This is a genomic window from Cellulomonas flavigena DSM 20109, from assembly GCF_000092865.1.
GTDB classification, from domain to species: domain Bacteria; phylum Actinomycetota; class Actinomycetes; order Actinomycetales; family Cellulomonadaceae; genus Cellulomonas; species Cellulomonas flavigena.
Genome location: NC_014151.1, coordinates 372,981 through 394,421 on the forward strand (window position 1 = coordinate 372,981; position 21,441 = coordinate 394,421).

Sequence of the window (21,441 nt, forward strand, 5' to 3'; positions counted from 1 at the left end):
AGCGGCGGGTGACACGGGCAAGGTCGTGCGGCGGGGACGGACAGGCTGGTCCAGTCGGGCTGTTCGCGGCAGTCTCGTGCCGTGCCACTCATCCCCGAGCCCGTCGTCCCTGCCGGTGTGTGGGGGGCCAGGGTCCAGCCGACGCTCGCCGCCGGCAGCCTGGTCCTGCGTCCGTGGTGCGCGGGCGACGCGCCCGCCGTCCGCGCCGCCTACGACGACGACGCGATCCGCACCTGGCACGCCCGCACCATGCGCGACGACGACGAGGCCCGTGCGTGGATCGACGGCAAGAACGCCGCGTGGCGGCAGGAGCGGGCCGCCGAGTGGGCGGTCGTCGAGGAGGGAGAAGTCGTGGGGCGCGTCGCGCTCACGAGGCTCAACCTGTACGAGGGCGGGGGCGCGCTCGCGTACTGGGTGGTTCCCGCCGTGCGAGGCCGGCGCGTCGCCGTCCGCGCCGGCACCGAGGCGCTGCGCTGGGCGTTCGAGGACCTCGGCCTGCAGCGGGTCGAGGTCGAGCACTCGACCCGCAACCCTGCGTCGTGCCGCGTCGCGGAGCTGCTCGGGTGCCGCGCCGAGGGGGTTCGCCGCGGGCACGCGCTGCACGCCGACGGGCACCACGACATGCACCTGCACGCACGGCTGCGCACGGACGCCTGACGCGGACGGCCGACGCGGCACGGTCGGAACGTTCCGCCCGCGGCGCCTTGCCCGGCTCACCTCGCCGCGGCCAGGGTCGTGGCCATGACCGGGAACATCCAGGGTGGGGACATCCAGGCGCTGCGGGACCTGCGGCTGTCGATGCTGGCCTTCGTCGGCGACCTCGCGGGCTGCACGGCGACGACGACGTCCACGCTCGACCGGCTGCAGTGGACGGGTCAGGACCGGAACCGGTTCCGCGAGGACTGGGAGCAGCTCTACCGCCCGGCGATGCGGCGGGTGCAGGACGCCGTGGCGTTCGCCGCCGACGAGCTCGAGGCGCACGCCGACGAGCAGGAGGTCGTGTCGTCCGCCCCTGGCGTCGGCCCCGCGACGAGCGTCGCAGCGGCGACCACGGGCCCCGTGACGGTCGCGAGCACCCCCGCCCCCGCTGGTGCTGCGGTGCCCGCTGCCACGCCCGCTGCCGAGCCCGCGCACGAGCACACCCTCGGCTCCCTGAGTGCCCGCTACGAGTCGAACGGCGACCCGGGTGCGGTCTCGACGGGCCGCGGCGACCACGGTGGCGTCTCCTACGGCATGTACCAGTTCTCCTCGACGCAGGGTTCGGCGCAGGAGTTCGTCGACGGCCTGCGTGACACGCACCCGGAGTACCACGCGGCCCTCGACGGCCTGACGCCGGGCACGCCCGAGTTCGGCGAGGCGTGGCGCGAGCTCGCGGCGCGTGACCCGGAGGGCTTCGCGGCGGCGCAGCACGACGCGATCGAGCGGTCGCACTACGAGCCGCAGCTGCGCGCCACCGAGGCTCGCCTGCCGGGCATCGACATCGCGAACCGCTCGGACGCGGTGCGGGACGTGCTGTGGTCGACGGCCGTGCAGCACGGCGGTCGCACCGACGACATCGTCGAGCGTGCGGTCGCCGGGCGTGACGTCACGACGATGACGGACGCCGAGCTCGTCCGTGCCATCTACGCCGAACGCGGACGCGACGACGGCGCCGCGTACTTCGGGCGCAGCAGCGAGGCGGTCCGCGAGGGCGTGATGAACCGGTTCCGGAACGAGGAGCGCGACGCGCTGCGGATGCTGGGGGAGTGACGCGTCACGCCGTCCGGGGCGAGCGGACGTCGACGGGCGCACCGAAGTCCGTGCGCACGCCCCGCGAGAACAGCACGGAGTCCGGCGGGCGCGCGGTCCCCGGGACCCCGCACGCCGCGACGAGCCGGTCGTCGAGCGCCAGCAGCTCGGCCGTCTGCAGCGGCCACGGCTCGTGCCGGTTGGGGACGTACAGCGTCCGGCCGTACGCGCGGGTGTGCAGGCCCCAGCGGGCGGTGAGGAACGCGGCCTCGTCGTCGGCGTCGAGCGCGGGGCCGGGGCGCACGGCGACGCGGGTCGTCGCGTCACGCGGCCCGGGCCAGCGGCGCCGCGACGTGTACGTCACGACGCCGTCGGCCTCGGTCACGCGCATCCGTGCCCACGTGTAGGGCAGCGCGAACACCGCCCGCGTCCCCAGCACGAACGCGAGCCGCGCCGCTTCCAGCGTCCGGAAGACGACCCCGCGACGGCCCTGCTCGTCGACCGAGTAGAGGCGCACGTTCGTCTCGGGGAACGTGCCGAGCCACGGGATCCCGGGCCCGACCCCCGCTCCCACGCCGACCATGCGGAACGGCACCAGGCCCACCCAGCTGGTCCCGTCGTGGACGTCCGGGCGCGTGCCCGGCGGCAGCAGCGGCGCGACGACGTCCGGCGGCACCCGCCAGTGGACGAACGTGAGGTCGCGCCACGACTGCCGCGTGATCGGCCGGCCCGTCAGGGCCGGGGCCGTCGTCGTCACGGGGTCGGGGACCGCGCTCACCGCAGGACCAGCGGCACGGCCGCCCAGCCCCCGGCCGGCGGCTGCTCGCGCTCGCGCGCCCGCTCGGGGTCGGGCTCGATCGCGGTGGTCGCGGCGAGCAGCGCGCGGACCAGGGTGCGCAGCTCCAGCAGGGCCAGCGGTCGCCCCGGGCAGACGTGCGGGCCGATACCCCACACGAGGTTGTCCGCGGCGTGCGCCCCGGGGTCGAACGCGTCGCCGAAGACCTCGGGGTCGCGGTTGGCCGCCGTCCAGTGCAGGAGCACCTGGTCGCCCGCGGCGATGCGCCGCCCGCCGACCTCGGCGTCGCGGGTGGCGATGCGCCGGTTGCTGACGAACGGGTCGTCGACGCGCAGGACCTCGTCCAGCGTCCGGTCGAGCTCGTCGTCGTCCACGCCGGCGCGCAGGCGGGCCTGCAGGTCCGGGTGGTCGGCGAGGTGGGCGAGCACGACGCCCGCGCACAGCGCCATCGAGCCCAGGTCCCCGCCGGTCCAGTTGCGCAGGACCGACACGACCTCGGCGTCGGTGAGGGGGCGGCCGTCGACCTGGTCGCGCACGAGCTCCGTCGTCACGTCGTCCGGGGCGTCGTCGCCGCGTCGCGCGGCCGTGAGCGACGCGACGAGACGCCGGAAGTGCTCCGCGACGGCCGCCGTGCGGGTGCTGTCGCGGGAGCGCGTCGCGTCGCGGTTCTCCGCGACCCACGCCAGCAGCTCGCCCTCGAGGTCCTGCGGCCAGCCCAGCCACGCGCTCTGCGCCCGCACCGCGAACAGCGCGCCGAGCGCGACCGCGTCCACGTGCGCCGGGGCGGCGAGCGTCGCGACGAGGTCGTCCGCGACCTGCCGCACGACCGGCTCCACCGCGCGCACCCGCGCGGGCGTGAAGTACCGGTCGACGACCGCCCGGTACGCCGCGTGCGCGGGCCCGTCCATGCCGTTGGGCACCTGCAGGTGCCGGGACACGGCGTTGGAGAACGTCGCGGGGTCCAGGGCGGTCGCGACGACGTCGCGGTGCGCGAACAGCGTCCACGCGCCGTCGGGACCCCGTGCGACGGGGCACCCGGAGCGCATCGCGTCGTAGGCGCCGAGCGGGTCCTGCTGCACCCGGGGGTCGCGCGGGTCCCAGTCCGCGGTCGGCGTGCGTCCGGCGGAGTCGTGCGGCGCGCGGCCGGTCGCGAGGTGGTCGTCGGCGGAGAGCTCGTCGCTCGGGCTGTGCTCGCTCACCGACCCATCGTGCACCCTCGCGTCAGGGCGCCAGGAGCCCGCGTGTCGCGACGGCGTCAGTCCTCGATCGCCTCCACGCCGTCGTGTGCCAGCTCGGCGAGGTGCGCCCGCATCGTCGCGACCTGCTCCGGCGGGTGGCCCGCCCAGTCCTCGATCTCGCCCACGACCCGCAGGGGTTCGCGCGTCCGGTACGACAGCGTCGGGTTACCGGGGAACCGCTGGTCGGTGACGTTCGGGTCGTCCTCCAGGTCGCCCGTCGGCTCGACGACGTAGATGCGCCCAGGCCCGTCGCCGACAGCGAGCTCCGCGCCCCAGGTCGCCGCGTCGAGGGTGCGCGTGACGTACACGAACGCGGCCTCGCGGCCCGCGCCGTAGTTCGAGCGACGGCCGGGCGCGAGCAGGTCGCCGACCCGCAGGTCCGCGCGGGTGCCGTGGAGGTACGCACCGGACGGGTGGGCCTCGAACGGCACGGGGACGTCGGGCACGGGTACCTCCTGCGTGCGTCGCGACGCTCTGCGGGAGCGCCGTGAGGGCCGGGTGTCGTCCCCATCATGCGGTGCGGACGGGGGCCTGCAGCGTCACCGGGCCCGCGGTGGCCGTGACGTGCCGGTGCACGCCCGTCGTGCGCAGGCCCCTCTCGGCGAGCGCGGCGTCGAGGGTGATCCACGCGTCCGCGACGCTGCCGGGGGACTGCTCGAAGGTGACCGAGACCCCCGCTGCGACGGCCGGGACCTCCACGACGCCCAGCGCACCCGCGTCCGCGGTCGCCGCGGTGCCCGCCGTGACGGTGATCGACTCGTCCGAGGTGCCGTCGTAGAGGCACACGACCTCGGCGTCACGGTCCGCGGGGGACAGGCAGGCCCGCAGCCGGGTGCTCACGTCGCGCACCGCGTCGGGGATCTCCGTCTCGTCGCGCACCGCGACGCTCACGGCCCGCAGCCGCAGGGCGGGCAGCGGCCCGAGCTCCAGTGTGCTCATCACGGTGCCACTCCCTCGCTCCAGGGCCGCGAGCCGCGACCGCACCTCCACCAGACGTGCCGACTCCTCGGTGATCGTCCGCTCGAGCTCCTGCGCCCGCTCCCGCAGGAGCTCCACCAGGCGTCCCTGCGTGAGGCCGGGGCCGAGCAGGTCGACGATCTGCTCGAGCCCGGACCCCACCGCACGCAGCGACGCCACGGCCCGCACCCGTCCCGCCTGGCTGTCCGCGTAGCGGCGGTACCCGGTGGCGGGGTCGACGGAGGCCGGCTCGATCAGCCCGAGCTGTTCCCAGTGGCGCAGCATCCGCCGGGACACACCCGTGGAGTGCGCGATCTCTCCGATGTGTGACTTTCTCCGGTGAGTGGCGGCGGTCTTCAGCCGCTCAGGGGCACGGTTAGTTGACTCCGATGACGAGGGTGCTGGCGGCGGCTTCGACGACGTCGTTGGTGATGGTCTGCAGCTCGTTGATCTTCAGGACGCGTTCGATCTGGGGGAAGAGTCGCTCCAGGAGGCGGAAGTTGCCGCGGGTGATGCGGCTGATCGCGGCGATGGTCTGGGCGTCGGTGAAGTCGTCGGGGTTGAGGGTCTTGCCCAGGGAGCGCCAGTGGCGTTGGAGGACGAAGAGCATCTCGTCGGTGCTCAGGGGCCGGTACTGGTGGGCGAAGCCGACGCGGCTGTAGAACTGGGGGTAGTGGCTGAACTGCTTCTCCAGCCCGGGCATGCCGATGAGGATCAGGGCGATCTGGTCGCGGTCGTAGCGGTCCCGTAGGAGCTCGAGCGCGGTGGGGCTCAGGCGTTCGGACTCGTCGACGATGACGAGCTGGACGTCGTTGGTGGTGCGCCGGGTGCCCCACCGGTCCACGGGGATGCGGCCGGGGACCTCGAGGTGCTGCTGGATGCAGATGCTGGTGCGAGTGATGATCCGGTCCAGGTCCTCGCGCAGCAGCCGCGGGGTGGTCAGGACCCCGGGGGTGTACAGGGCGGTGCGGTTCTTGGCCAGCGCGGCGTAGATCTTGGCGTCGTCATCGCAGCGCGGGCCCCAGTCGGTCAGCAGCTCGTGGGCTTGGTCCCAGTGGGCGTAGCGGCGTGCGGAGACGGTCTTGCCGACCCCGGCCGGCCCGAAGCACAGCCCGATGGTGCGCCCGCGCCGGACGGAGTCGGCGAACTCGGTGAAGCGGCGGTGCTCCTTGGTGACGGCGAAGCATTCGCTCACCTGAGGTCCTCCTTGTAGACCTTGAGCCGCGCCACGGTCGGTACGCGCGGCGGCACGGGCCTGGCAGGGGCGTCGGGGGTGTGGGCGGCGACGACGGCGATCCGCTCGTTGATGCCTCGGCGCAGGGCGCGGCGACGGGCGTTGCGGGCGGCCTGGACGTCCTTGAGGCTGATCTGCTTGGCGTGGTGTTCCTGATCGACGGCGGTGCACAGGAACTGGTCGTGGTCGAAGACGCGGATCTCGGTGATGTCTCTGGGGTCGTAGCGGATGACCACGGGGCGGCCGACGAAGCCGGCGAGGGTCGGTGAGACGTAGGGCATGCCTTGGAAGTGGATGCCGTCGCGGCGCACCGTCCTGGATCGGGCGACGGTCAGCAGCAGCCCGTCCAGCGCCTGGAGGCTGTCGGGAAGGCGTGGCAGCCAGCCGTCGGCGATCCACGCCGACCGCGGCGAGACGCCGAGCTCGCCGTGGGCGCGGTCGTTGTAGTCCAGGACGAACGCCCCGACGGCGGCGTCGAGGTCAGCCAAGGACAGGGCTGGCGCGGGCCAGCGCTCCGCGCCGCTGTGGAGGTGTCCGGGCAGGGTGGTGAGCAGCTCGGTGTTGACCGTGCCGAAGAAGCGCTCGACCTTGCCTCGCCCTTGGCGTCGCGCGACGGCGGAGTGGATCAGGCGGATGTGCAGGTCGACGGCGGTGCGGGCCAGGTGGTCGCTGGTGAAGTCCGACCCGTGGTCGACGTACAACAGGTCGGGGATGCCGCACATCGGCCACCGGGGGTCGGCCTTGGGCCAGATCGCCTGCCGTAGCGCCAGGGCGGTGTGCATCGTTGACGGCGCACCGAAGAAGACCGTGTAGCCGCAGATCGCGCGGGCGCAGTCGTCCATCACGACGGTCAGCCACGGCCGGGCCGGCTTGCCGTCCGTGCCGACGAGCACGATGTCCAGCAAGGTGTGGTCGGCCTGCCACATCGCGTTGGGGCGGTCGGCCGTCCGCCGCAACGCGAGCTCGTACTTGTCCCGGTAGGAGCCTGCTCCCTCGAGGGCGAGGGTGACCATGCCGGGGTCCAGGGCGGTGATGATCGACCGGACGACGCCGTAGGACGGGACCGGCCACGCGGTGCCGGCGCAGACCTTCACCACCGTCCGGTGGATCGCGGCGATCGGTGGGCGGGGCCGGGTCACCCGAGCCCTTCGATTAGCGCGATGAGGTCCGCCGGCAGGTGATGCCCGCCCGCGTCCGCCCGCGGCACTCGGCCCAGGGCCGACAGGCCGCCGGCGCGGTAGCGGGCATGCCAGCGTTCCAGCGTGCGCACTCCCAGGCCGTGGTGACGGGCCAGCGCGGCGAGCGGGACCTGGTCCTCGACATGCAGCCGCAGGATCCGCCACCGCCCGTCCGCGTCCACGGCCGGCCTACACGGCGCTCGTGGCTCGTCGTGACGGGGCCGCTGCGGCGGGCGCGCGGTTCAGGGCCCGGTAGATGGTGGTGCGGGAGACGCCGAGCACCTGCCCGATCTGGGCGACGGTCATGTCCTTCTGCTCATATATCCGTCGGGCCGCCCGGACCTGGTCCGCGGACAACGCCGACGGCCGCCCACCGCTGCGGCCCCGAGCACGAGCGGCCGCCAGGCCGGCGTTGGTGCGCTCTCGGATCAGGTCGCGCTCGAACTCGGCCAGTGCCGCGAAGACGTGAAAGACCAACCGTCCGCCTGGGGAGGTGGTGTCGATGGTCTCCTGCAACGACCGGAACCCCACGCCGCGGTCGGCCAGGACCTGCAGCTGGTCGATCAGGTGGCGGATCGACCGGCCGAGCCGGTCCAGCCGCCACACCACCAGGGTGTCCCCCGGGCGCAGCTGGTCCAGCAGCTTGTCCAGCTCCGGCCGGTGCTGCAGCGACCCGGAGCCGGTGTCGACGAACACCCGGTAGCACCCGGCCTTGGTCAGCGCATCGACCTGCAGCGACGCGTCCTGATCGGTTGTCGACACGCGCGCGTACCCCAGGAGAGGCCCCACGCGTCGACCGTAGCGAAACCCGTCCGACACGGGAAGTATCGCGCCGTAGTTTTCGGCACGCAGTTCCGCTACATCAGGCGCCTCGTCGACGACGCGCGCCGCCCGGCCCTCCGGCGCGTGTAGCGGAATCGTTCGTTTGCGGCACAGGCTGCCGGTTCAGTCAGTGCTGTATAGTTCAGCACATGCTGAGCATTGCTACTCGCCTGGACGTGATGAACCGGTTGGGCCGGGCAATGGCCGACCCAACACGGTCACGGCTCCTGATGGCGTTGTTGGAGCGGCCCGCCTATCCGGCAGAGCTGGCACGCGACCTCGGGCTGACGCGCTCGAACGTGTCGAACCATCTGGCTTGCCTGCGCGACTGCGGCATCGTGGTCGCCGAGCCCGAGGGCCGCCAGACACGTTACGAGATCGCCGACCCGCACCTGGCACGGGCGCTCAACGCACTGGTCGAGGTCACCCTCACCGTGAACGAGAACGCTCCCTGCATCGATCCTGCCTGCCCTGTTCCCGGGTGCGCCAACGCGGAGCCTGACGCGTGATCGTTTCCTCGGTCCTGCAGGCGATCGGCCTGTTCGTTGCCACCAACATCGACGACATCATCGTGCTCTCGCTGTTCTTCGCCCGGGGCGCAGGGCAACGCGGGACGACGGCCCGGATCACCGCAGGCCAGTACCTCGGGTTCGCCGGCATCCTGGGCACCGCCGTGCTCGTGTCACTGGGCGCGGGAGCATTCCTTCCTGAAGAAGCCATCCCCTACTTCGGGCTCATCCCCCTGGCCCTAGGCCTGTGGGCCGCATGGCGGGCCTGGCGCGGGAGCGACGACGATGACGATGACGCCAAGGTTGAGGGCAAGAACGTCGGCGTCTTGACCGTCGCCGCGGTCACCTTCGCCAACGGAGGAGACAACATCGGCGTCTACGTCCCGGTCTTCCTCAACGTGGGACCTGTAGCCGTGGTCGCCTACTGTGTCGTCTTCCTCCTGCTCGTCGCGATCCTCGTCATGCTGGCCAAGTTCATCGCCACGCGCCGACCGATCGCCGAAGTCCTCGAACGCTGGGAACACGTGCTGTTCCCGATCGTTCTGATCGGCCTGGGCATCGTCATCCTCGTCAGCGGCGGAGCCTTCGGCCTCTGACGCCCTGCCCCGGCCCATGACGCATCTCGGTTGAGAGACTGCACGCACGGAGCGAAGAGCTCCGAGGAGAGGCATGGTGGATAGCCGCGCCGGTGTTGCCATCGCGTGGCCGCGCTGGCAGATCTCGCGGTAGACCCGCGATCACCCCCTGGTTGTCGGCGCCAGCTGACCCGACCGCCACAGAACACCGACAAGGCCCCGCCACCTGAACGCCAAGACCACAGGCGAGGTCGCGCGAAAGCGACGACGCCAGGAAACGAAGACCCCAACGGCACACCTGCGGAGCGCGCGAGGGCGGTCGCTTGAGACGCGCCGGCGGGTGGGCTCACAGAACGCTGTCGATCGTTGCCGTCGGCGGACTGCTGTCCTCAGACGACGGCGGCGTGATGTTGAGCCGCTAGTCGCGGCGCCCTGGACTGAGCAGCCTGGCATCGATTGCCCAACGGGTTTGCGTTCCCGACGAGCTCGCTTTCATCGAGCCTTCATCGGACCTCGACCGCATCTTGGGGGTGCCCGGGGCAGCCTCAGGCCGTGGGCGCCGTCGGCGCCCGGCGCGAGAGGGAGCGGACCGATGCCGTGGTGCGTGGATCTGGGAGTCGGCGGCTGGCTGGTCCTCGCGTCGAGCCTGGCGGTGCTCGGCATGGCCGTGTGGGCGGTGACGCGACTGTTTCCCGCTGCACCAGAGCCGGACGCGGTGACGCTGCTCGACGCCCGGCTGGCCGCCGGGCAGATCGATGTGGACACCTACCGCAGGCTTCACGCCGAGCTCGCCGGACCTGTGCCGGCGCGATCGGAAGGACTGCGATGAAGAGCCACCTCAAGGGAATGGTCGTCGCTGCTGCGGCGGTGCTGGTCGTGGCGCTGGCAGCGGGTGTGCGTCCTGGCGCGGCGTTGGCGCCTGCGCTGGCGTGCCCGCTGATGATGATCGCCATGATGGTGTGGATGCACCGCCGCGGCCACACCGGGCAGCCCCACCATGGCGCGCACGACGTCACGGCGGACGCGCCCGTGACGTCGCCGCCGCACAGCGCGGCGCCGGGAGCCCGCTGAGCTCAGCCGGGCGGCACCGGAAGCGTGACGGTGAACGATGCGCCGGCTCCCGGGCCGTCGCTCGTTGCGGTGATGGTGCCGCCGTGGGCCTCGGTGAGCGCTTTGCAGATCGCCAGGCCGATGCCCGATCCGCCGTGGGTACGGTCACGCGCGGTATCGGCCCGGTAGAAGCGCTCGAACAGGTGCGGCAGGTGCTCGGGCGCGATGCCGGCACCGGTGTCGGACACGTGCAGCGCCACGCGCTGGTAACCGCCGGTCGCACGGAGCGTGATCGTGCCTCCGGCCGGGGTGTGACGCAGTGCGTTGGCGACCAGGTTGTCCAGGACCTGGCCCATACGCTGGCGGTCGACACGGACGTGTCCCAGCTCGGGGTCGACCTGGACCCGCACGTCGACCCCGGCGGCGGTCGCGCGCTCCCGCCAGGTGCCGGTGGTCGCTGCAAGCAGTTCGTCTGGCGCGAGCGGTTCGAGCGTGAGTACGAGGTCACCGGCCTCGGCGCGGGTCACCGCGGCGAGGTCGCGTGCCAGCCGGGTCAGGCGCGCGGACTGGTCGCGCAGCACGGCCATTGTGGGCTCGTCCATCGGTTGCAGGCCGTCTTCCACGGCCTCGAGGTACCCGGCGATGGTGGCGACGGGGGTGCGGACCTCGTGGGCGACGTCGGCCAGGAGCCGGGCCCGCAGCCGCTCGGCCTCTTGCAGCCGCGCGGCCATGGCGTTGAACGACTCGGCGAGGTCGTCGAACTCCGCGCCCAGTCCTGCAGCCGGGACGCGGGACACGACGACGTCCGGATCGACCTCGCGCAGCACCCCGACGGCCTGCGAACCGTCATGGGTCACGCTGACCTCGAACCCGTCCCGCTCGAGGTATCCGGCCACCAGCCGGGCCAAGGCTTGCTCGTCGTCGACGACGACCGCGCGCCGCGCTGTGGTCGTCGTGGTGTCTGGGGTGGGGGTCACCTGGCCATTGTCGGCTGCGGACGGACGCCGGTCGGGGACCTTCATCGAACCTTGATCCAAGGGCGACCGGTCCTTCGGTGCGGCACGTCGACGCTCCACATGTACCGATCCGCGACCGCCTGCAGGAGAACCCGTGTCGACCATCGAGCCCGCCGACCCACCGGTCCTCGTCACCGTCGTCCATGCCCCGGCGTGCCATTTCTGCCACGACGCCGAGGAGGCCCTAGCCGCCCTGGCCGGTGATTTCCCGCTGGTGGTCCGCAGCGTCGGCATCGATACGGACGAGGGCCGGGCCCTGGTCGCCGAGCACCGCCCGCCGATGAACCCGCTGGTGCTGGTAGACGGGGAGTTCTTCTCCGCCGGGCGACTGCCGCGGAAGAAGCTCACCAAGGTCCTGCACAGCCGGCGCACGGCAGCGGTCGGGGCCTGAGATGGGCAGCGAGTTGCTGACGACCGGGAGCATCCTGGCGGCGTTCTTCGCCGGCGGGGTGGCCCTGTTCGCCCCGTGTTGCATCGTCTTCCTGGCGCCGTCCTACCTGGCCGGTGCGGTCAAGAACGCCCGGTGGCGGCTGCTGCCGCTGACCTTCGTCTTCGCGGCGGGCTTGGCCGTGGTGCTGGTGCCGATCACGCTGGGGATGAGCCTGCTCGCCGGCGCGATCGCCCGGTACCACGCTCCGCTGTACTGGGCCGGCGGCCTGCTGATGATCGCCCTGGCGGGCCTGGCCCTCTCGGGTCGGATGTGGTCGCTGCCGTCGTTCCTGCGTACTCCGGATACCACCGGTGGTGACACCGCGAGCTTCTTCTCCCTCGGGGTGTTCTCCGGGATCGCGTCCTCGTGCTGCGCCCCAGTCCTGGCCGGGGTGATGACCCTGTCGATTCTGTCCGGGTCTCCCATCGGGGGGCTGGCCCTGGGGTTGGCGTACGTGTTCGGCATGGTCTTCCCGCTGTTCGTGATGGCCCTGGTCTGGGACAAGGCGCGCCTCGGTGAGCGCAAGCTGTTCCAGGCCAGAACCGTCCGGCTGCCCGTCGCGGGCCGCACCCTGGTCACCAACACCCTCAACATCGCCGTCGCGGTCGGGTTCACGGTGATGGGCGTGTTCGTCATCGCCCTGGCCGGCAGCAAGGACATGACCGGCGGCTCGGCGTTCCAGGACGCCGCCAGCCGCACCCTGACCGACGTGTTCGCCGCCGTCCAGGACTTCCTGTCTCCGGTGCCCGAGCCCCTGCAGGGGTTGGCGCTGCTCGCGGTCGCCGCCGCGTTCATCTGGGCGACGCTCGTCGACCGGCGCCGGCCCGCTCGGTCGAAAAGCGCCGCCCCGGCCACGACCACGGCTGCTGCAGGGCCGAGCGACGGCCCAGCCGTGCCCGTCCCGTCCTGCCACGCCACCCCGACCACGGAAGAAGTGACCCGATGACCTCCGGAACCGCCACCCGCCGCCTCGCCGAACGCCAGCAGGCTCTGCAGGAGGTTCAGGCCGCGCAGGCGGGACAGGCGCGCCGCCGCCAGCGCATCAGCTGGGCCGCGTGGGGCGCCGGTCTGCTGATCGTGGCCACGCTGATCGCCGCCGCGTTGATCACCTCCCAGCCGACCACGTCCAGCGACGTGCGCGTCGCACCGGACTTCACGCTGCCCGCCTCGGACGGCTCGACCGTCTCGCTGGCGGACTTCCGCGGTGGACCGGTCGTCCTGTACTTCAACGAGGGCGCCGGCTGCGACTCATGCCTGCTGCAGATGGCCGAGATCGAGAAGGATCCAGCGTTCGCCGAGACCGGCATCACCGTGCTGCCGATCGTGATGAACACCGCCGAGCAGATCAACACCGATCGCCAACGCCTCGGCGTCCAGGCACCGTTCCTGCTTGACGACGGCACCGTCTCCGCCGCCTACGACACCCTCGGCAAGGGCATGCACGAAGGCCTCCCGGGGCACGGGTTCGTCCTGGTCGACGCCGACGGCAACCAGCTGTGGCACGGCAACTACCCGTCCATGTGGCTTGCCCCCGCCGACCTGCTCAAGGAGGTCACCAGCCGACTCTGACCATCACCGTTTGACCTGACGCGCGCGTCACCGACCTATGAAGGAGAGCCCGATGGGCTGCTGCCAGGACACCCCTACCTCGACGACCACGACCCAGAGCACGGTCACCACGACGAGCAACAGCTGCTGCGGCGGCGGCGCTCAGGGCGCGGACACCTGCTGCACGACCAGCACCTCGGCCTGATCCCCAACACCGATCCTGGGAAGGAACCACCCCTTGACGAGCACCACGCGCCGGCGCCTCGCCGCGACGACAGCAGCACTCGCCCTGGCGGCCACCCTGACCGCCTGCTCCACCGGCGACGAACCGACGCCCGAACCCCCCGCGGCGCAGGAGTCCTCGAGCAGCGAGGACGCCGAGGCGGCGACTGAGCACAACGCCGCCGACGTGGAGTTCGCGCAGATGATGATCGTCCACCACCAGGGAGCGCTTGAGATGGCTGAGCTCGCGGTCGAGCGGGCCTCCACCGACGAGGTGCGCGCACTGGCCGAGCGAATCGCCGCAGCGCAGGGCCCGGAGATCGAGCTCATGTCCGGCTGGCTGGAGACCTGGGACGAGGAGCTTCCCGCTGAGGCTGAGCACGGCGGCATGGACCACGGCGGGATGGAGATGGACGGCATGGACCAGGAGGAGGCGATGTCCACCCTGGCCGAGTTTGAAGGGGTCGCGTTCGACCGGAGGTTCCTCGAGCTCATGGTCGCCCACCACCGCGGCGCCGTCGAGATGGCCCAGGCCCAGATCGGCGAGGGCGCAGACCCCGACGCCCTGGCACTCGCCCGGACGATCAGGGACGACCAGAACATAGAGATCACCGAGATGGAGAACCTGCTGCGGTCCCTCTGAGCAGCCCGCAGCACGACCGGCAGGAGGCCACCCCGCACGAAAAGGTGGCCTCCTGTCGCGTGCGTCTGCCACCGGCGCTGCGGCGAAGCGCTAGGTGCGGACGTACCGTCGCCCGGTGCCGAACTCCCCGTTTGACAAGGAAGAACCTGCCCGGCCTCACCGCGTGCAGTCTGTGTGCCGGAGAGACCCTGGGCGAAGCTGACACCGCCCCGGGTGGCCAGCTGCAGCGCCTGAGGCACCTGGCCGACTCCGGCGTGGCTCGCCTGACGACCGTCGACTGCCTCGACGCGTGCGATCGCGGCGACGTCGTGGTCGCTCGTCCGTCCGGTGCATGCCGCCGCACCGGCGCACGACCGGTGTGGTTCGAACGCCTCGCCGGGGATGAAGTCACCGGCGAGCTCGCGCGCTGGCTCCGGTGCGGCGGTCCGGGCGTCGCGCGACTGCCCGACCGACTCGTCGGCAACGTCATCCAGCGCTCTGACCCCGTGCCCGCCGGCCCTGCGGCGTAGCCGTCGGATTCACGGCCTGACGCGCGTTCGCCCTTGCGCGGCCGTCCGCCGGAGAGACCCTCATCGAACCTTCATGGCGGCGCCGTCCCTCTCACCGCGCGAACACGCGGCCCTGTCCATAGCGTCGAAAGGGTCCCCGCGGCGCACGAGCGATCGATGTGCCGCACGATCCGCACATCAGGAGGCCGTCGTGAAGACCACGCAGATGCTCGACACCTACCCCGCGACCATCAACCTCGACCGCCAGCTGCTGGCTCGCGTCATCGAGTCCTTGGTCGCCTGCTCGCAGGCGTGTACCGCGTGCGCGGACGCGTGTCTGAGTGAGGAGATGGTCGCCGACCTGCGCAAGTGCATCCGGTCCAACCTCGACTGCGCCGACAGCTGCGCGGCCACGGCGCGGATCCTGTCCCGCCACACCGGCTATGACGCCAACATCACCCGGGCTCACCTCGAGGCCTGCATCGCCGCGTGCCGGGCCTGCGGCGACGAGTGCGAGCAGCACGCGGGCATGCACGAGCACTGCCGCATCTGCGCCGAGGCGTGCCGGGACTGCGAGACCGCCTGCGCCGAGCTCCTCGCGGCCATCCGCTGAATCCCACCGGTAGCAGCGACAAGGAGACAGCCGATGTCCATGCACCATGAGCACGACCGCGACCCGGCGGAGAGCCGGCACGACAGCGACGGCGCCCGGCACGGCGGCGGTGAGCACCACGGCGGCGGGCAGGGCCATCAGATGAAGGGCATGTACCTGCGGTTCGCCGCCATGATCCTCACCGCCATGGCCGTCATGTACTTCGTCATGTTCGTCGGCTCCTGGGAGCTGGACCACGTCCGGTTCAGCCAGAGCCGGGTCTTCATGACGGTCACCATGGGCGGCACGATGGGGCTGATCATGCTCGCCTGGATGCTGAACATGTACAGGAACGCCAAGGCCAACCTCGCCGTGGTCGCCATCAGCGTGCTGCTCCTCACCGGCGGTGTCATCCTCGATCGCAGCCAGGCCACGGTCGGCGACACCGCATTCATGCGCGCGATGATCCCGCACCACTCCCTGGCTATCACCCGCTCCGAACGGGCGCAGATCGACGACGTGCGGGTGTGCGAGCTCGCCGTCGAGATCATCGAGGCTCAGCAGCGGGAGATCGCCGAGATGGACTGGCTCATCGAGGACATCGAGCGCAAGGGCATCGCAGCAACGGCGGCCGAGGCCGACGCGCGCCCCGTACCGGACTTCGAGGGCACCGCGCTGCGCTCGTGCCCGACCCCCTGACCTGGCCCGCTCGGCGTCGAGGTGCCCCCGAGCCGGGAATACCGGCCATGAGCACGCCGTTGGCTGCTCACATACCCCCTGGGGGTATTTTGCGCAGATGACGGTGGAGCACGGGTCGAGGAGAAGAGCCATGAGCAACGCGCACCAGGGCCACGACGTGCACGGCGAACGACGCAGCAGCGCGAGCCAGCGGCACGAGCTGTCCGTCGAGGACACTGATCCGCTGGCTCACGACCGCCACGGTGGGCACGACGCCGGCCAGATGGAGCACGAGGGCCACCACATGCCCGCGCATGTGGATGGGCACGACGCCGAGCACCGGCCCTCCGCGAGCCACCATGGCGAGCACATGGGCGCCGAGGGTGACCACGGCGGGCACGGGGCACACGGCGGTGGTCACGGTGACCACGTCGCCCTGTTCCGGCGCCTGTTCTGGATCAACCTCGCGCTCGCCGTGCCGACGGTCCTGCTCAGCGGGATGTTCGCCGACCTGCTCGGCTATGCCCTCCCCGACGTCCCGGGGCTCACCTGGGTCGCGCCGGCCCTCGGCACCGTGATCTACCTGTGGGGCGGACGGCCGTTCCTCACCGGAGCGGTCGCTGAGTTCCGGGCCCGCAAGCCGGGGATGATGCTGCTCATCGGGATGGCGATCACCGTGGCGTTCGTCGCCTCCTGGGGCGCGACCCTCGGGGTGCTCTCGCACGAGCTGGACTTCTGGTGGGAGCTGGCCCTGCTGGTCGTGATCATGCTGCTCGGCCACTGGCTGGAGATGCGGTCCCTGGCGCAGACCTCCTCCGCTCTGGACTCCCTGGCGGCGCTGCTGCCGGACGAGGCGGAGAAGGTCGACGGCGACTCCGTCGTCACGGTCGCTCCGTCCTCGCTCGCCCTGGGGGACGTCGTCATCGTCCGCCCGGGCGGCCGGGTGCCGGCCGACGGGCAGGTCGTCGAGGGCGCTGCCGACGTCGACGAGTCGATGATCACGGGCGAGTCGCGGCCGGTGTTCCGGACCGTCGGCGACCAGGTCGTCGCGGGAACCGTCTCGACCGACAGCGCCCTGCGCGTGAGGGTCGACGCCGTCGGTGACTCGACCGTGCTGGCCGGGATCCGACGACTGGTCGCCCAGGCGCAGTCGTCCACGACGCGTGCGCAGCTGCTGGCCGACCGCGCCGCCGGGTGGCTGTTCTGGTTCGCCCTGATCGCCGCCGTCATCACGGTCGCGATCTGGAGCGCCGTCGGGACACCGGACTTCGCGATCATCCGCGCCATCACGGTGCTCGTCATCGCCTGCCCGCACGCTCTCGGGCTCGCCATCCCGCTGGTGGTGTCGATCTCCACCGAACGCGCTGCCTGGGGTGGCGTGCTGGTCAAGGACCGTGCCGCACTCGAGCGGATGCGCGTGGTCGACACCGTCCTGTTCGACAAGACCGGGACGCTCACCAAGGGCGAGCCCGCCGTGCACGATGTCGCGACGACCGGGATCGGTGACGACGAGCTCCTTGCGCTGGCCGCCGCCGCGGAAGCCGACAGCGAGCACCCGCTGGCACGTGCGATCACCGCCGCAGCACACCATCGAGGGCTCACGGTGCCGCGCGCCGAGGACTTCCAGGCCTCGACGGCTGTCGGAGTCTCCGTCACCGTGGACGGACGCTGGGTCGCCGTCGGCGGCCCGAACCTCCTGGCCGAGCAGGGGCTCGATCCTCTGCCGGTGACCCAGCCCTGGTCCGACCGCGGACAGATCGTCCTGCACGTCGTGGTCGACGGCCGCGTGGCCGGAGCGCTAGGGCTCGCCGACGAGGTACGTCAGGAGTCCCGCGAGGCGGTCGACGCCCTTCACGCCCTCGGCATCCGCGTAATGATGATCACCGGTGACGCCGAGCCGGTGGCCAAGGCCGTGGGGACGGAACTCGGCATCGATCAGGTCTTCGCGGGCGTCCGCCCGGAGGACAAGAGCAGCACGGTGGCCTCCCTGCAGGGTGAGGGGCGGACCGTGGCGATGGTGGGTGACGGCGTCAACGACGCGCCCGCCCTCGCGCAGGCCGACGTCGGCGTCGCCATCGGTGCCGGCACGGACGTGGCCATCGCCTCGGCCGGGGTCATCCTCGCCTCCGACGACCCCCGGTCTGTCCTGTCCGTCATCCAGCTCTCCCGTGAGGGCTACCGGAAGATGAAGCAGAACCTGTGGTGGGCCGCCGGCTACAACATCGCCGCCGTGCCCCTCGCCGCCGGAGTCCTCGCGCCGGTGGGGTTCGTCCTGCCGATGGAGATCGGCGCGATCCTCATGTCCCTGTCCACGGTCGTCGTGGCCGCGAACGCCCAGCTCCTGCGGCGTCTTGACCTGAGCCCACAGGCCTTGACAGCCGCAGCACACGGGGCCCAGCGCGTCGGACCGCGGACAGCGGTGCCAGCTGCCTGAGCAGACGACCCCTTCATCGAATCTTCATCGCCGACGGGCCTTCGGTCGGCGGAGCCGCGCACGACGGTGAGCGAGGATCTTCACATGCGTTCTCGACTCCGCCTCGCCGCTGTCGTCGTTGCTGCCACCGCTGTGCTCGCCGGCTGCTCCGCCACCTCGGATGACGACGTCCTCGCCGACCTCGGGCTCGACGGCCTGACCGGTCAGGAGATCGTCACGCGACTCGACACCTCGACGGACAGCCGGCCGCTGAACTTCACGGCCTCCGTGCGCGAGGACGAGGTCCTCGTCGGCGACGGGACCGCCGAGGTCGCCGTGCCCCTCGACGAGGGCGAGTTCTACGTCTCGATCGCGCCGTACATCGAGACGACGCACGAGTGCTACTTCCACAGCCTCGCGACCTGCCAGGGCGAGTTGGTCGACGAACCGGTGGAGGTCACGATCACCGACGCCGACGGTGTTGTCCTCGTCGAGGAGAGCGCCACGACCTACTCCAACGGGTTCGTCGGCTACTGGCTCCCTGAAGACGTCGAGGGAACGATCGAGATCACTCAGGGCGACCTGAGCGGCAACGTTCCGTTCAGCACGACCGAGGGCAGCCCGACCTGTGTGACCACCCTCCAACTCACCTGATCGACACGGCCGCTCCGAGCGGGCTCGGCCTCCGGTCGCCGTCGACGCACAGAAGCCGGGGGTGTTGCTCAGCTCCGCGGCATTGGGCCGAGGTTGGCCGCAGCAACCACAGGTCCGAGTCGCGGGCGACAGTGCACCGCTGCGGTGCGGTCATGACCCCGCGCTGTCGAAGAATCACCCCAGCTCCCGGACGGAACGCCCGGCCGGGCACCGCCACTTAGCCTCGGCAGAAGCCCGCCATCTTCCGCTGGAAGTCACACCGATGCTCAACATGTCGCCCATCCGACCCCCTCACACGGTGTCAGGGTCAAGGGGGCCGTCACGACGGACGTGCGGGCGCCCGCCCGACGAGCACCGGTGGGGCGCCGCGGTGTCACAGCGGATGCACCCGTGTCGCGCCCGTCGTCCCGCCGGATCGCGCTCCGGCCCGTCGGTCTCGCGCGCCCCTCAGGCGAGCGACAGGAACAGCTTCTCGAGCTTCGCGACGTCGAGCGTCGGCTCCTCGTCCGCGTCCTGCGGCCGGGTCAGGCACTGCTGCATGCCCGACGCGATGATCGCGAACCCGGCGCGGTCGAGCGCCTTGGAGACGGCGGCGAGCTGCGTGACGACGTCCTCGCAGCCCGTGCCCTCGTCGATCATGCGGATGACGGCCGCAAGCTGGCCCTGCGCGCGCTTGAGCCGGTTGCTGACCTTGGCCATCTGCTCGGGGTCGAGCTCCACGGGGTCCTCCTGGGGTGTCGGTCGGTCGGGGGGAGTGTCAGCGTGCGCAGGTGCAGCGCTGGTCCTGCGGGACGGACGCCATGACGTCGTCGGCGTGCATGCCGCAGCCGTCCCAGGTCGTCTTGCGGCAGGTGGGGCACAGGGCGGGGTAGCACATGGGAGTCTCCTAGTGGTTCCGGTTCAGCGGGTGCGGGTCAGGTCGGGGCGGGTCGTGACGAGGCTGATCCACCCGCCCGAGAGGTTGCGGGCGTCGAGGCCGGCGGCCAGGACGACGCGGGTGGCGATGTGGGCGCGCACGCCGCTGGCGCAGTGCACGGCGACCGGGCGCCCGTCGGCGGCGTCGCGCACCTCGTCGAGGCGGTCGCGCAGCTCGGTGTGGGGGACGTTCAGCGCACCCTCGAGGTGGCCGCCGGCGAACTCCGCGCGGCTGCGGACGTCGAGGACGAGGTGGCTCGCCATGACGGCGTCGACCTCGGCGACCGTCCACTGCGGCATCGTGCCGTCCAGGACGTTCTGCGCGACGAACCCCAGCATGTTGACCGGGTCCTTCGCCGCGCCGTAGGGCGGGGCGTAGGCGAGCTCGAGCTCGGCGAGGTCGTCGGCCGTCATCCCCGCGCGCAGCGCGGTGGCGAGCACGTCGATCCGCTTGTCGACACCCTCGCGGCCCACGGCCTGCGCACCGAGCAGGCGACCGTCGGGGGCGAAGCTCGCGACGAGGTGCACCTGCTCCGCGCCGGGGAAGTAGCCCGCGTGGTGGCCCGCGTGGATCCGGACGGTCTCGTGCTCGACGCCGGCGCGCGCGAGCGTCGCCTGGCTCGCGCCGGTCACGGCGGCGGTGAGCCCGAACACCCGGACGATCGCGGTGCCCAGCACGGGGGCCTGCGGGGTCGTGCGCCGTCCGAGCATCGCGTCGGCGGCACGGCGGCCCTGCCGGTTCGCGGGGCCCGCCAGCGGCACGGGGCCGGTGTCGCCGGTGACGGCCTGGGTGACCTCGACGGCGTCGCCGACGGCCCAGACGTACGGGTCGGAGGTGCGCTGGTCGGCGTCGACCTTGATCGCGCCGCGCGCACCGAGCTCGAGCCCGGCGTCGCGGGCCAGGTCGCTCGCCGGGCGCACGCCCACGTTGACGACGACGACGTCGGCCGGCAGCCGCGTGCCGTCGGAGAGCGTGACGAGCGCGGCGCCGTCGTCGGTCGACGTGACGGCGGACGCCGAGACGCCCAGGTGCAGCGCGACGCCGTGCGCGCGCAGCTCGTCGGCGAGCAGCGGGGCGAGCTCGGCGTCCAGGGGCGGCAGCACGTGGTCGGCCAGCTCGACGAGCGCGACCTCCAGGCCGCGGGCGGCGAGCGCCTCGACGGCCTCCAGGCCGATGAAGCCCGCACCCACGACGACCGCGCGCCGAGGGCCGTCCGCGGGCAGGGCGGCGACGCGTGCGGTGAGCGCGTCGAGGTCGGGGATCGTGCGCAGTGCGTGCACCGCGGGGTGGTCCAGCCCCTCGACGGGCGGGCGCACGGCGACGGCTCCGGGGGCGAGCAGCAGCGCGTCATAGGGCAGCTCGTACGTGCCGTCGGCGTGCGTGACGGTGACGGTGCGGGCCGCGCGGTCGATCGCGGTGACGCGGCTGCCCGTGCGCACGTCGAGCGCGAGCGCCGCGCGCAGCGACTGCGGCGTGTGCAGGAGGAGGGCGTCGCGGCTCTCGATCTCGCCGGACAGGTGGTACGGGAGGCCGCAGTTGGCGAAGGAGACGTACTCGGACTGCTCGAGGACGACGATCGACGCCGTCTCGTCGAGCCGGCGGGCGCGAGCGGCGGCGCTCATGCCGCCCGCGACGCCACCGACGACGACGATCCGGCGTCCGGGGGTCGTGGCCGTGGGGGAGGAGGTCATGACACCAATATACCCCTGGGGGTATCGGTTGTCAGCCTTGTCGAGGGTGGGACGCGTCGCTTC

At 72.1% G+C, this 21,441-nt stretch carries 25 protein-coding genes; 14 read left to right on the forward strand and 11 right to left on the reverse strand.

What is annotated here, in order from left to right:
- The first annotated feature begins 81 nt into the window (after positions 1-81).
- Positions 82-657, forward strand: coding sequence for a GNAT family N-acetyltransferase (locus CFLA_RS01720; protein ID WP_013115592.1), 576 nt, complete (start codon positions 82-84; stop codon positions 655-657).
- Positions 658-741: 84 nt separating this feature from the next.
- Positions 742-1,749, forward strand: a complete 1,008-nt coding sequence (locus CFLA_RS01725) for a VgrG-related protein (protein WP_013115593.1) — start codon at positions 742-744, stop codon at positions 1,747-1,749.
- Positions 1,750-1,753: 4 nt separating this feature from the next.
- On the opposite strand, the gene CFLA_RS01730 is transcribed toward CFLA_RS01725, so the two are convergent.
- From CFLA_RS01730 to CFLA_RS01760, 8 genes are all read right to left on the reverse strand, one after another.
- Positions 1,754-2,506, reverse strand: coding sequence for a YqjF family protein (locus CFLA_RS01730; RefSeq protein ID WP_013115594.1), 753 nt, complete (start codon positions 2,504-2,506; stop codon positions 1,754-1,756).
- Positions 2,503-3,723 carry a cytochrome P450 gene (locus tag CFLA_RS01735; protein WP_013115595.1) on the reverse strand — a complete coding sequence of 407 codons (1,221 nt, stop codon included), beginning with the start codon at positions 3,721-3,723 and terminating at the stop codon, positions 2,503-2,505. Before CFLA_RS01735 ends, CFLA_RS01730 begins: the two co-directional genes overlap by 4 nt.
- A 56-nt stretch (positions 3,724-3,779) precedes the next feature.
- Positions 3,780-4,208 (reverse strand): NAD(+)--rifampin ADP-ribosyltransferase, encoded by a 429-nt coding sequence (arr, locus tag CFLA_RS01740; RefSeq protein ID WP_013115596.1) that lies wholly within the window; start codon positions 4,206-4,208, stop codon positions 3,780-3,782.
- 64 nt (positions 4,209-4,272) lie between these two features.
- Positions 4,273-5,079, reverse strand: a complete 807-nt coding sequence (locus tag CFLA_RS01745) for a MerR family transcriptional regulator (RefSeq protein WP_425358351.1) — start codon at positions 5,077-5,079, stop codon at positions 4,273-4,275.
- A gap of 16 nt (positions 5,080-5,095) precedes the next feature.
- Complete coding sequence (locus tag CFLA_RS01750) at positions 5,096-5,914, reverse strand: AAA family ATPase (protein ID WP_013115598.1); 819 nt, start codon at positions 5,912-5,914, stop codon at positions 5,096-5,098.
- Entirely contained in the window at positions 5,911-7,092 is a 1,182-nt protein-coding gene (locus CFLA_RS01755) for a Mu transposase C-terminal domain-containing protein (RefSeq protein WP_342626033.1), read from the reverse strand. The genes CFLA_RS01750 and CFLA_RS01755 overlap by 4 nt, the downstream gene beginning before the upstream one ends.
- Positions 7,089-7,313 (reverse strand): helix-turn-helix domain-containing protein, encoded by a 225-nt coding sequence (locus CFLA_RS21155; protein ID WP_342626034.1) that lies wholly within the window; start codon positions 7,311-7,313, stop codon positions 7,089-7,091. Before CFLA_RS21155 ends, CFLA_RS01755 begins: the two co-directional genes overlap by 4 nt.
- Before the next feature lie 7 nt (positions 7,314-7,320).
- A complete protein-coding gene (locus CFLA_RS01760; RefSeq protein ID WP_043598684.1) occupies positions 7,321-7,920 on the reverse strand; it encodes a recombinase family protein in 600 nt (199 codons plus the stop codon).
- 182 nt (positions 7,921-8,102) lie between these two features.
- Here CFLA_RS01760 and cmtR point away from each other — a divergent pair, with 182 nt between their 5' ends.
- From cmtR to CFLA_RS01780, 4 genes are all read left to right on the forward strand, one after another.
- The gene (cmtR, locus tag CFLA_RS01765; RefSeq protein ID WP_013115600.1) at positions 8,103-8,462 is read left to right on the forward strand and encodes a Cd(II)/Pb(II)-sensing metalloregulatory transcriptional regulator CmtR; all 360 of its coding nucleotides are present in this window, start codon (positions 8,103-8,105) and stop codon (positions 8,460-8,462) included.
- Entirely contained in the window at positions 8,459-9,058 is a 600-nt protein-coding gene (locus CFLA_RS01770; RefSeq protein WP_013115601.1) for a cadmium resistance transporter, read from the forward strand. The genes cmtR and CFLA_RS01770 overlap by 4 nt, the downstream gene beginning before the upstream one ends.
- A gap of 583 nt (positions 9,059-9,641) precedes the next feature.
- On the forward strand, positions 9,642-9,866 hold the full coding sequence (locus CFLA_RS01775; RefSeq protein WP_232514705.1) for a hypothetical protein: 225 nt from the start codon (positions 9,642-9,644) through the stop codon (positions 9,864-9,866).
- On the forward strand, positions 9,863-10,108 hold the full coding sequence (locus tag CFLA_RS01780) for a hypothetical protein (RefSeq protein WP_013115603.1): 246 nt from the start codon (positions 9,863-9,865) through the stop codon (positions 10,106-10,108). The genes CFLA_RS01775 and CFLA_RS01780 overlap by 4 nt, the downstream gene beginning before the upstream one ends.
- 2 nt (positions 10,109-10,110) lie before the next feature.
- Here CFLA_RS01780 and CFLA_RS01785 read toward each other — a convergent pair whose 3' ends face one another.
- Positions 10,111-11,109 (reverse strand): ATP-binding response regulator, encoded by a 999-nt coding sequence (locus CFLA_RS01785; protein ID WP_013115604.1) that lies wholly within the window; start codon positions 11,107-11,109, stop codon positions 10,111-10,113.
- Positions 11,110-11,197: 88 nt separating this feature from the next.
- On the opposite strand from CFLA_RS01785, the gene CFLA_RS01790 reads away from it, so the two are divergent.
- The 8 genes from CFLA_RS01790 (at position 11,198) to CFLA_RS01830 (ending at position 18,771) form a co-directional block, all read left to right on the forward strand.
- Positions 11,198-11,494: a hypothetical protein gene (locus tag CFLA_RS01790; RefSeq protein WP_013115605.1), complete on the forward strand. Its 297-nt coding sequence runs from the start codon at positions 11,198-11,200 to the stop codon at positions 11,492-11,494.
- A 1-nt stretch (position 11,495) separates the two neighbouring features.
- Positions 11,496-12,479: a cytochrome c biogenesis CcdA family protein gene (locus CFLA_RS01795; RefSeq protein ID WP_013115606.1), complete on the forward strand. Its 984-nt coding sequence runs from the start codon at positions 11,496-11,498 to the stop codon at positions 12,477-12,479.
- Positions 12,476-13,102 (forward strand): peroxiredoxin family protein, encoded by a 627-nt coding sequence (locus tag CFLA_RS01800; RefSeq protein ID WP_013115607.1) that lies wholly within the window; start codon positions 12,476-12,478, stop codon positions 13,100-13,102. The genes CFLA_RS01795 and CFLA_RS01800 overlap by 4 nt, the downstream gene beginning before the upstream one ends.
- Before the next feature lie 217 nt (positions 13,103-13,319).
- Entirely contained in the window at positions 13,320-13,946 is a 627-nt protein-coding gene (locus CFLA_RS01805) for a DUF305 domain-containing protein (protein ID WP_013115608.1), read from the forward strand.
- Between the two features lie 699 nt (positions 13,947-14,645).
- Positions 14,646-15,047: a four-helix bundle copper-binding protein gene (locus tag CFLA_RS01815; protein WP_013115609.1), complete on the forward strand. Its 402-nt coding sequence runs from the start codon at positions 14,646-14,648 to the stop codon at positions 15,045-15,047.
- Between the two features lie 33 nt (positions 15,048-15,080).
- On the forward strand, positions 15,081-15,725 hold the full coding sequence (locus tag CFLA_RS01820) for a DUF305 domain-containing protein (protein ID WP_245530282.1): 645 nt from the start codon (positions 15,081-15,083) through the stop codon (positions 15,723-15,725).
- Between the two features lie 130 nt (positions 15,726-15,855).
- Positions 15,856-18,138, forward strand: coding sequence for a heavy metal translocating P-type ATPase (locus CFLA_RS01825; protein ID WP_013115611.1), 2,283 nt, complete (start codon positions 15,856-15,858; stop codon positions 18,136-18,138).
- 84 nt (positions 18,139-18,222) lie between these two features.
- On the forward strand, positions 18,223-18,771 hold the full coding sequence (locus CFLA_RS01830; RefSeq protein WP_013115612.1) for a CueP family metal-binding protein: 549 nt from the start codon (positions 18,223-18,225) through the stop codon (positions 18,769-18,771).
- Positions 18,772-19,218: 447 nt separating this feature from the next.
- Here the strand turns inward: CFLA_RS01830 and CFLA_RS01835 are convergent, their stop codons facing one another.
- Complete coding sequence (locus CFLA_RS01835; RefSeq protein WP_013115613.1) at positions 19,219-19,491, reverse strand: metal-sensitive transcriptional regulator; 273 nt, start codon at positions 19,489-19,491, stop codon at positions 19,219-19,221.
- 180 nt (positions 19,492-19,671) lie between these two features.
- On the reverse strand, positions 19,672-21,378 hold the full coding sequence (locus tag CFLA_RS01840; RefSeq protein WP_013115615.1) for an FAD-dependent oxidoreductase: 1,707 nt from the start codon (positions 21,376-21,378) through the stop codon (positions 19,672-19,674).
- Between the last annotated feature and the right edge of the window lie 63 nt (positions 21,379-21,441).

Coding starts and splice junctions, on each gene's coding strand:
- CFLA_RS01830 (WP_013115612.1), top strand. CDS start 18,223: ATGCGTTCTCGACTCCGCCTCGCCGCTGTCGTCGTTGCTGCCACCGCT.
- CFLA_RS01780 (WP_013115603.1), top strand. CDS start 9,863: ATGAAGAGCCACCTCAAGGGAATGGTCGTCGCTGCTGCGGCGGTGCTG.
- CFLA_RS01795 (WP_013115606.1), top strand. CDS start 11,496: ATGGGCAGCGAGTTGCTGACGACCGGGAGCATCCTGGCGGCGTTCTTC.
- CFLA_RS01725 (WP_013115593.1), top strand. CDS start 742: ATGACCGGGAACATCCAGGGTGGGGACATCCAGGCGCTGCGGGACCTG.
- CFLA_RS01840 (WP_013115615.1), bottom strand. CDS start 21,378: ATGACCTCCTCCCCCACGGCCACGACCCCCGGACGCCGGATCGTCGTC.
- CFLA_RS01825 (WP_013115611.1), top strand. CDS start 15,856: ATGAGCAACGCGCACCAGGGCCACGACGTGCACGGCGAACGACGCAGC.
- CFLA_RS01785 (WP_013115604.1), bottom strand. CDS start 11,109: ATGAAGGTCCCCGACCGGCGTCCGTCCGCAGCCGACAATGGCCAGGTG.
- CFLA_RS01820 (WP_245530282.1), top strand. CDS start 15,081: ATGTCCATGCACCATGAGCACGACCGCGACCCGGCGGAGAGCCGGCAC.
- CFLA_RS01800 (WP_013115607.1), top strand. CDS start 12,476: ATGACCTCCGGAACCGCCACCCGCCGCCTCGCCGAACGCCAGCAGGCT.
- cmtR (WP_013115600.1), top strand. CDS start 8,103: ATGCTGAGCATTGCTACTCGCCTGGACGTGATGAACCGGTTGGGCCGG.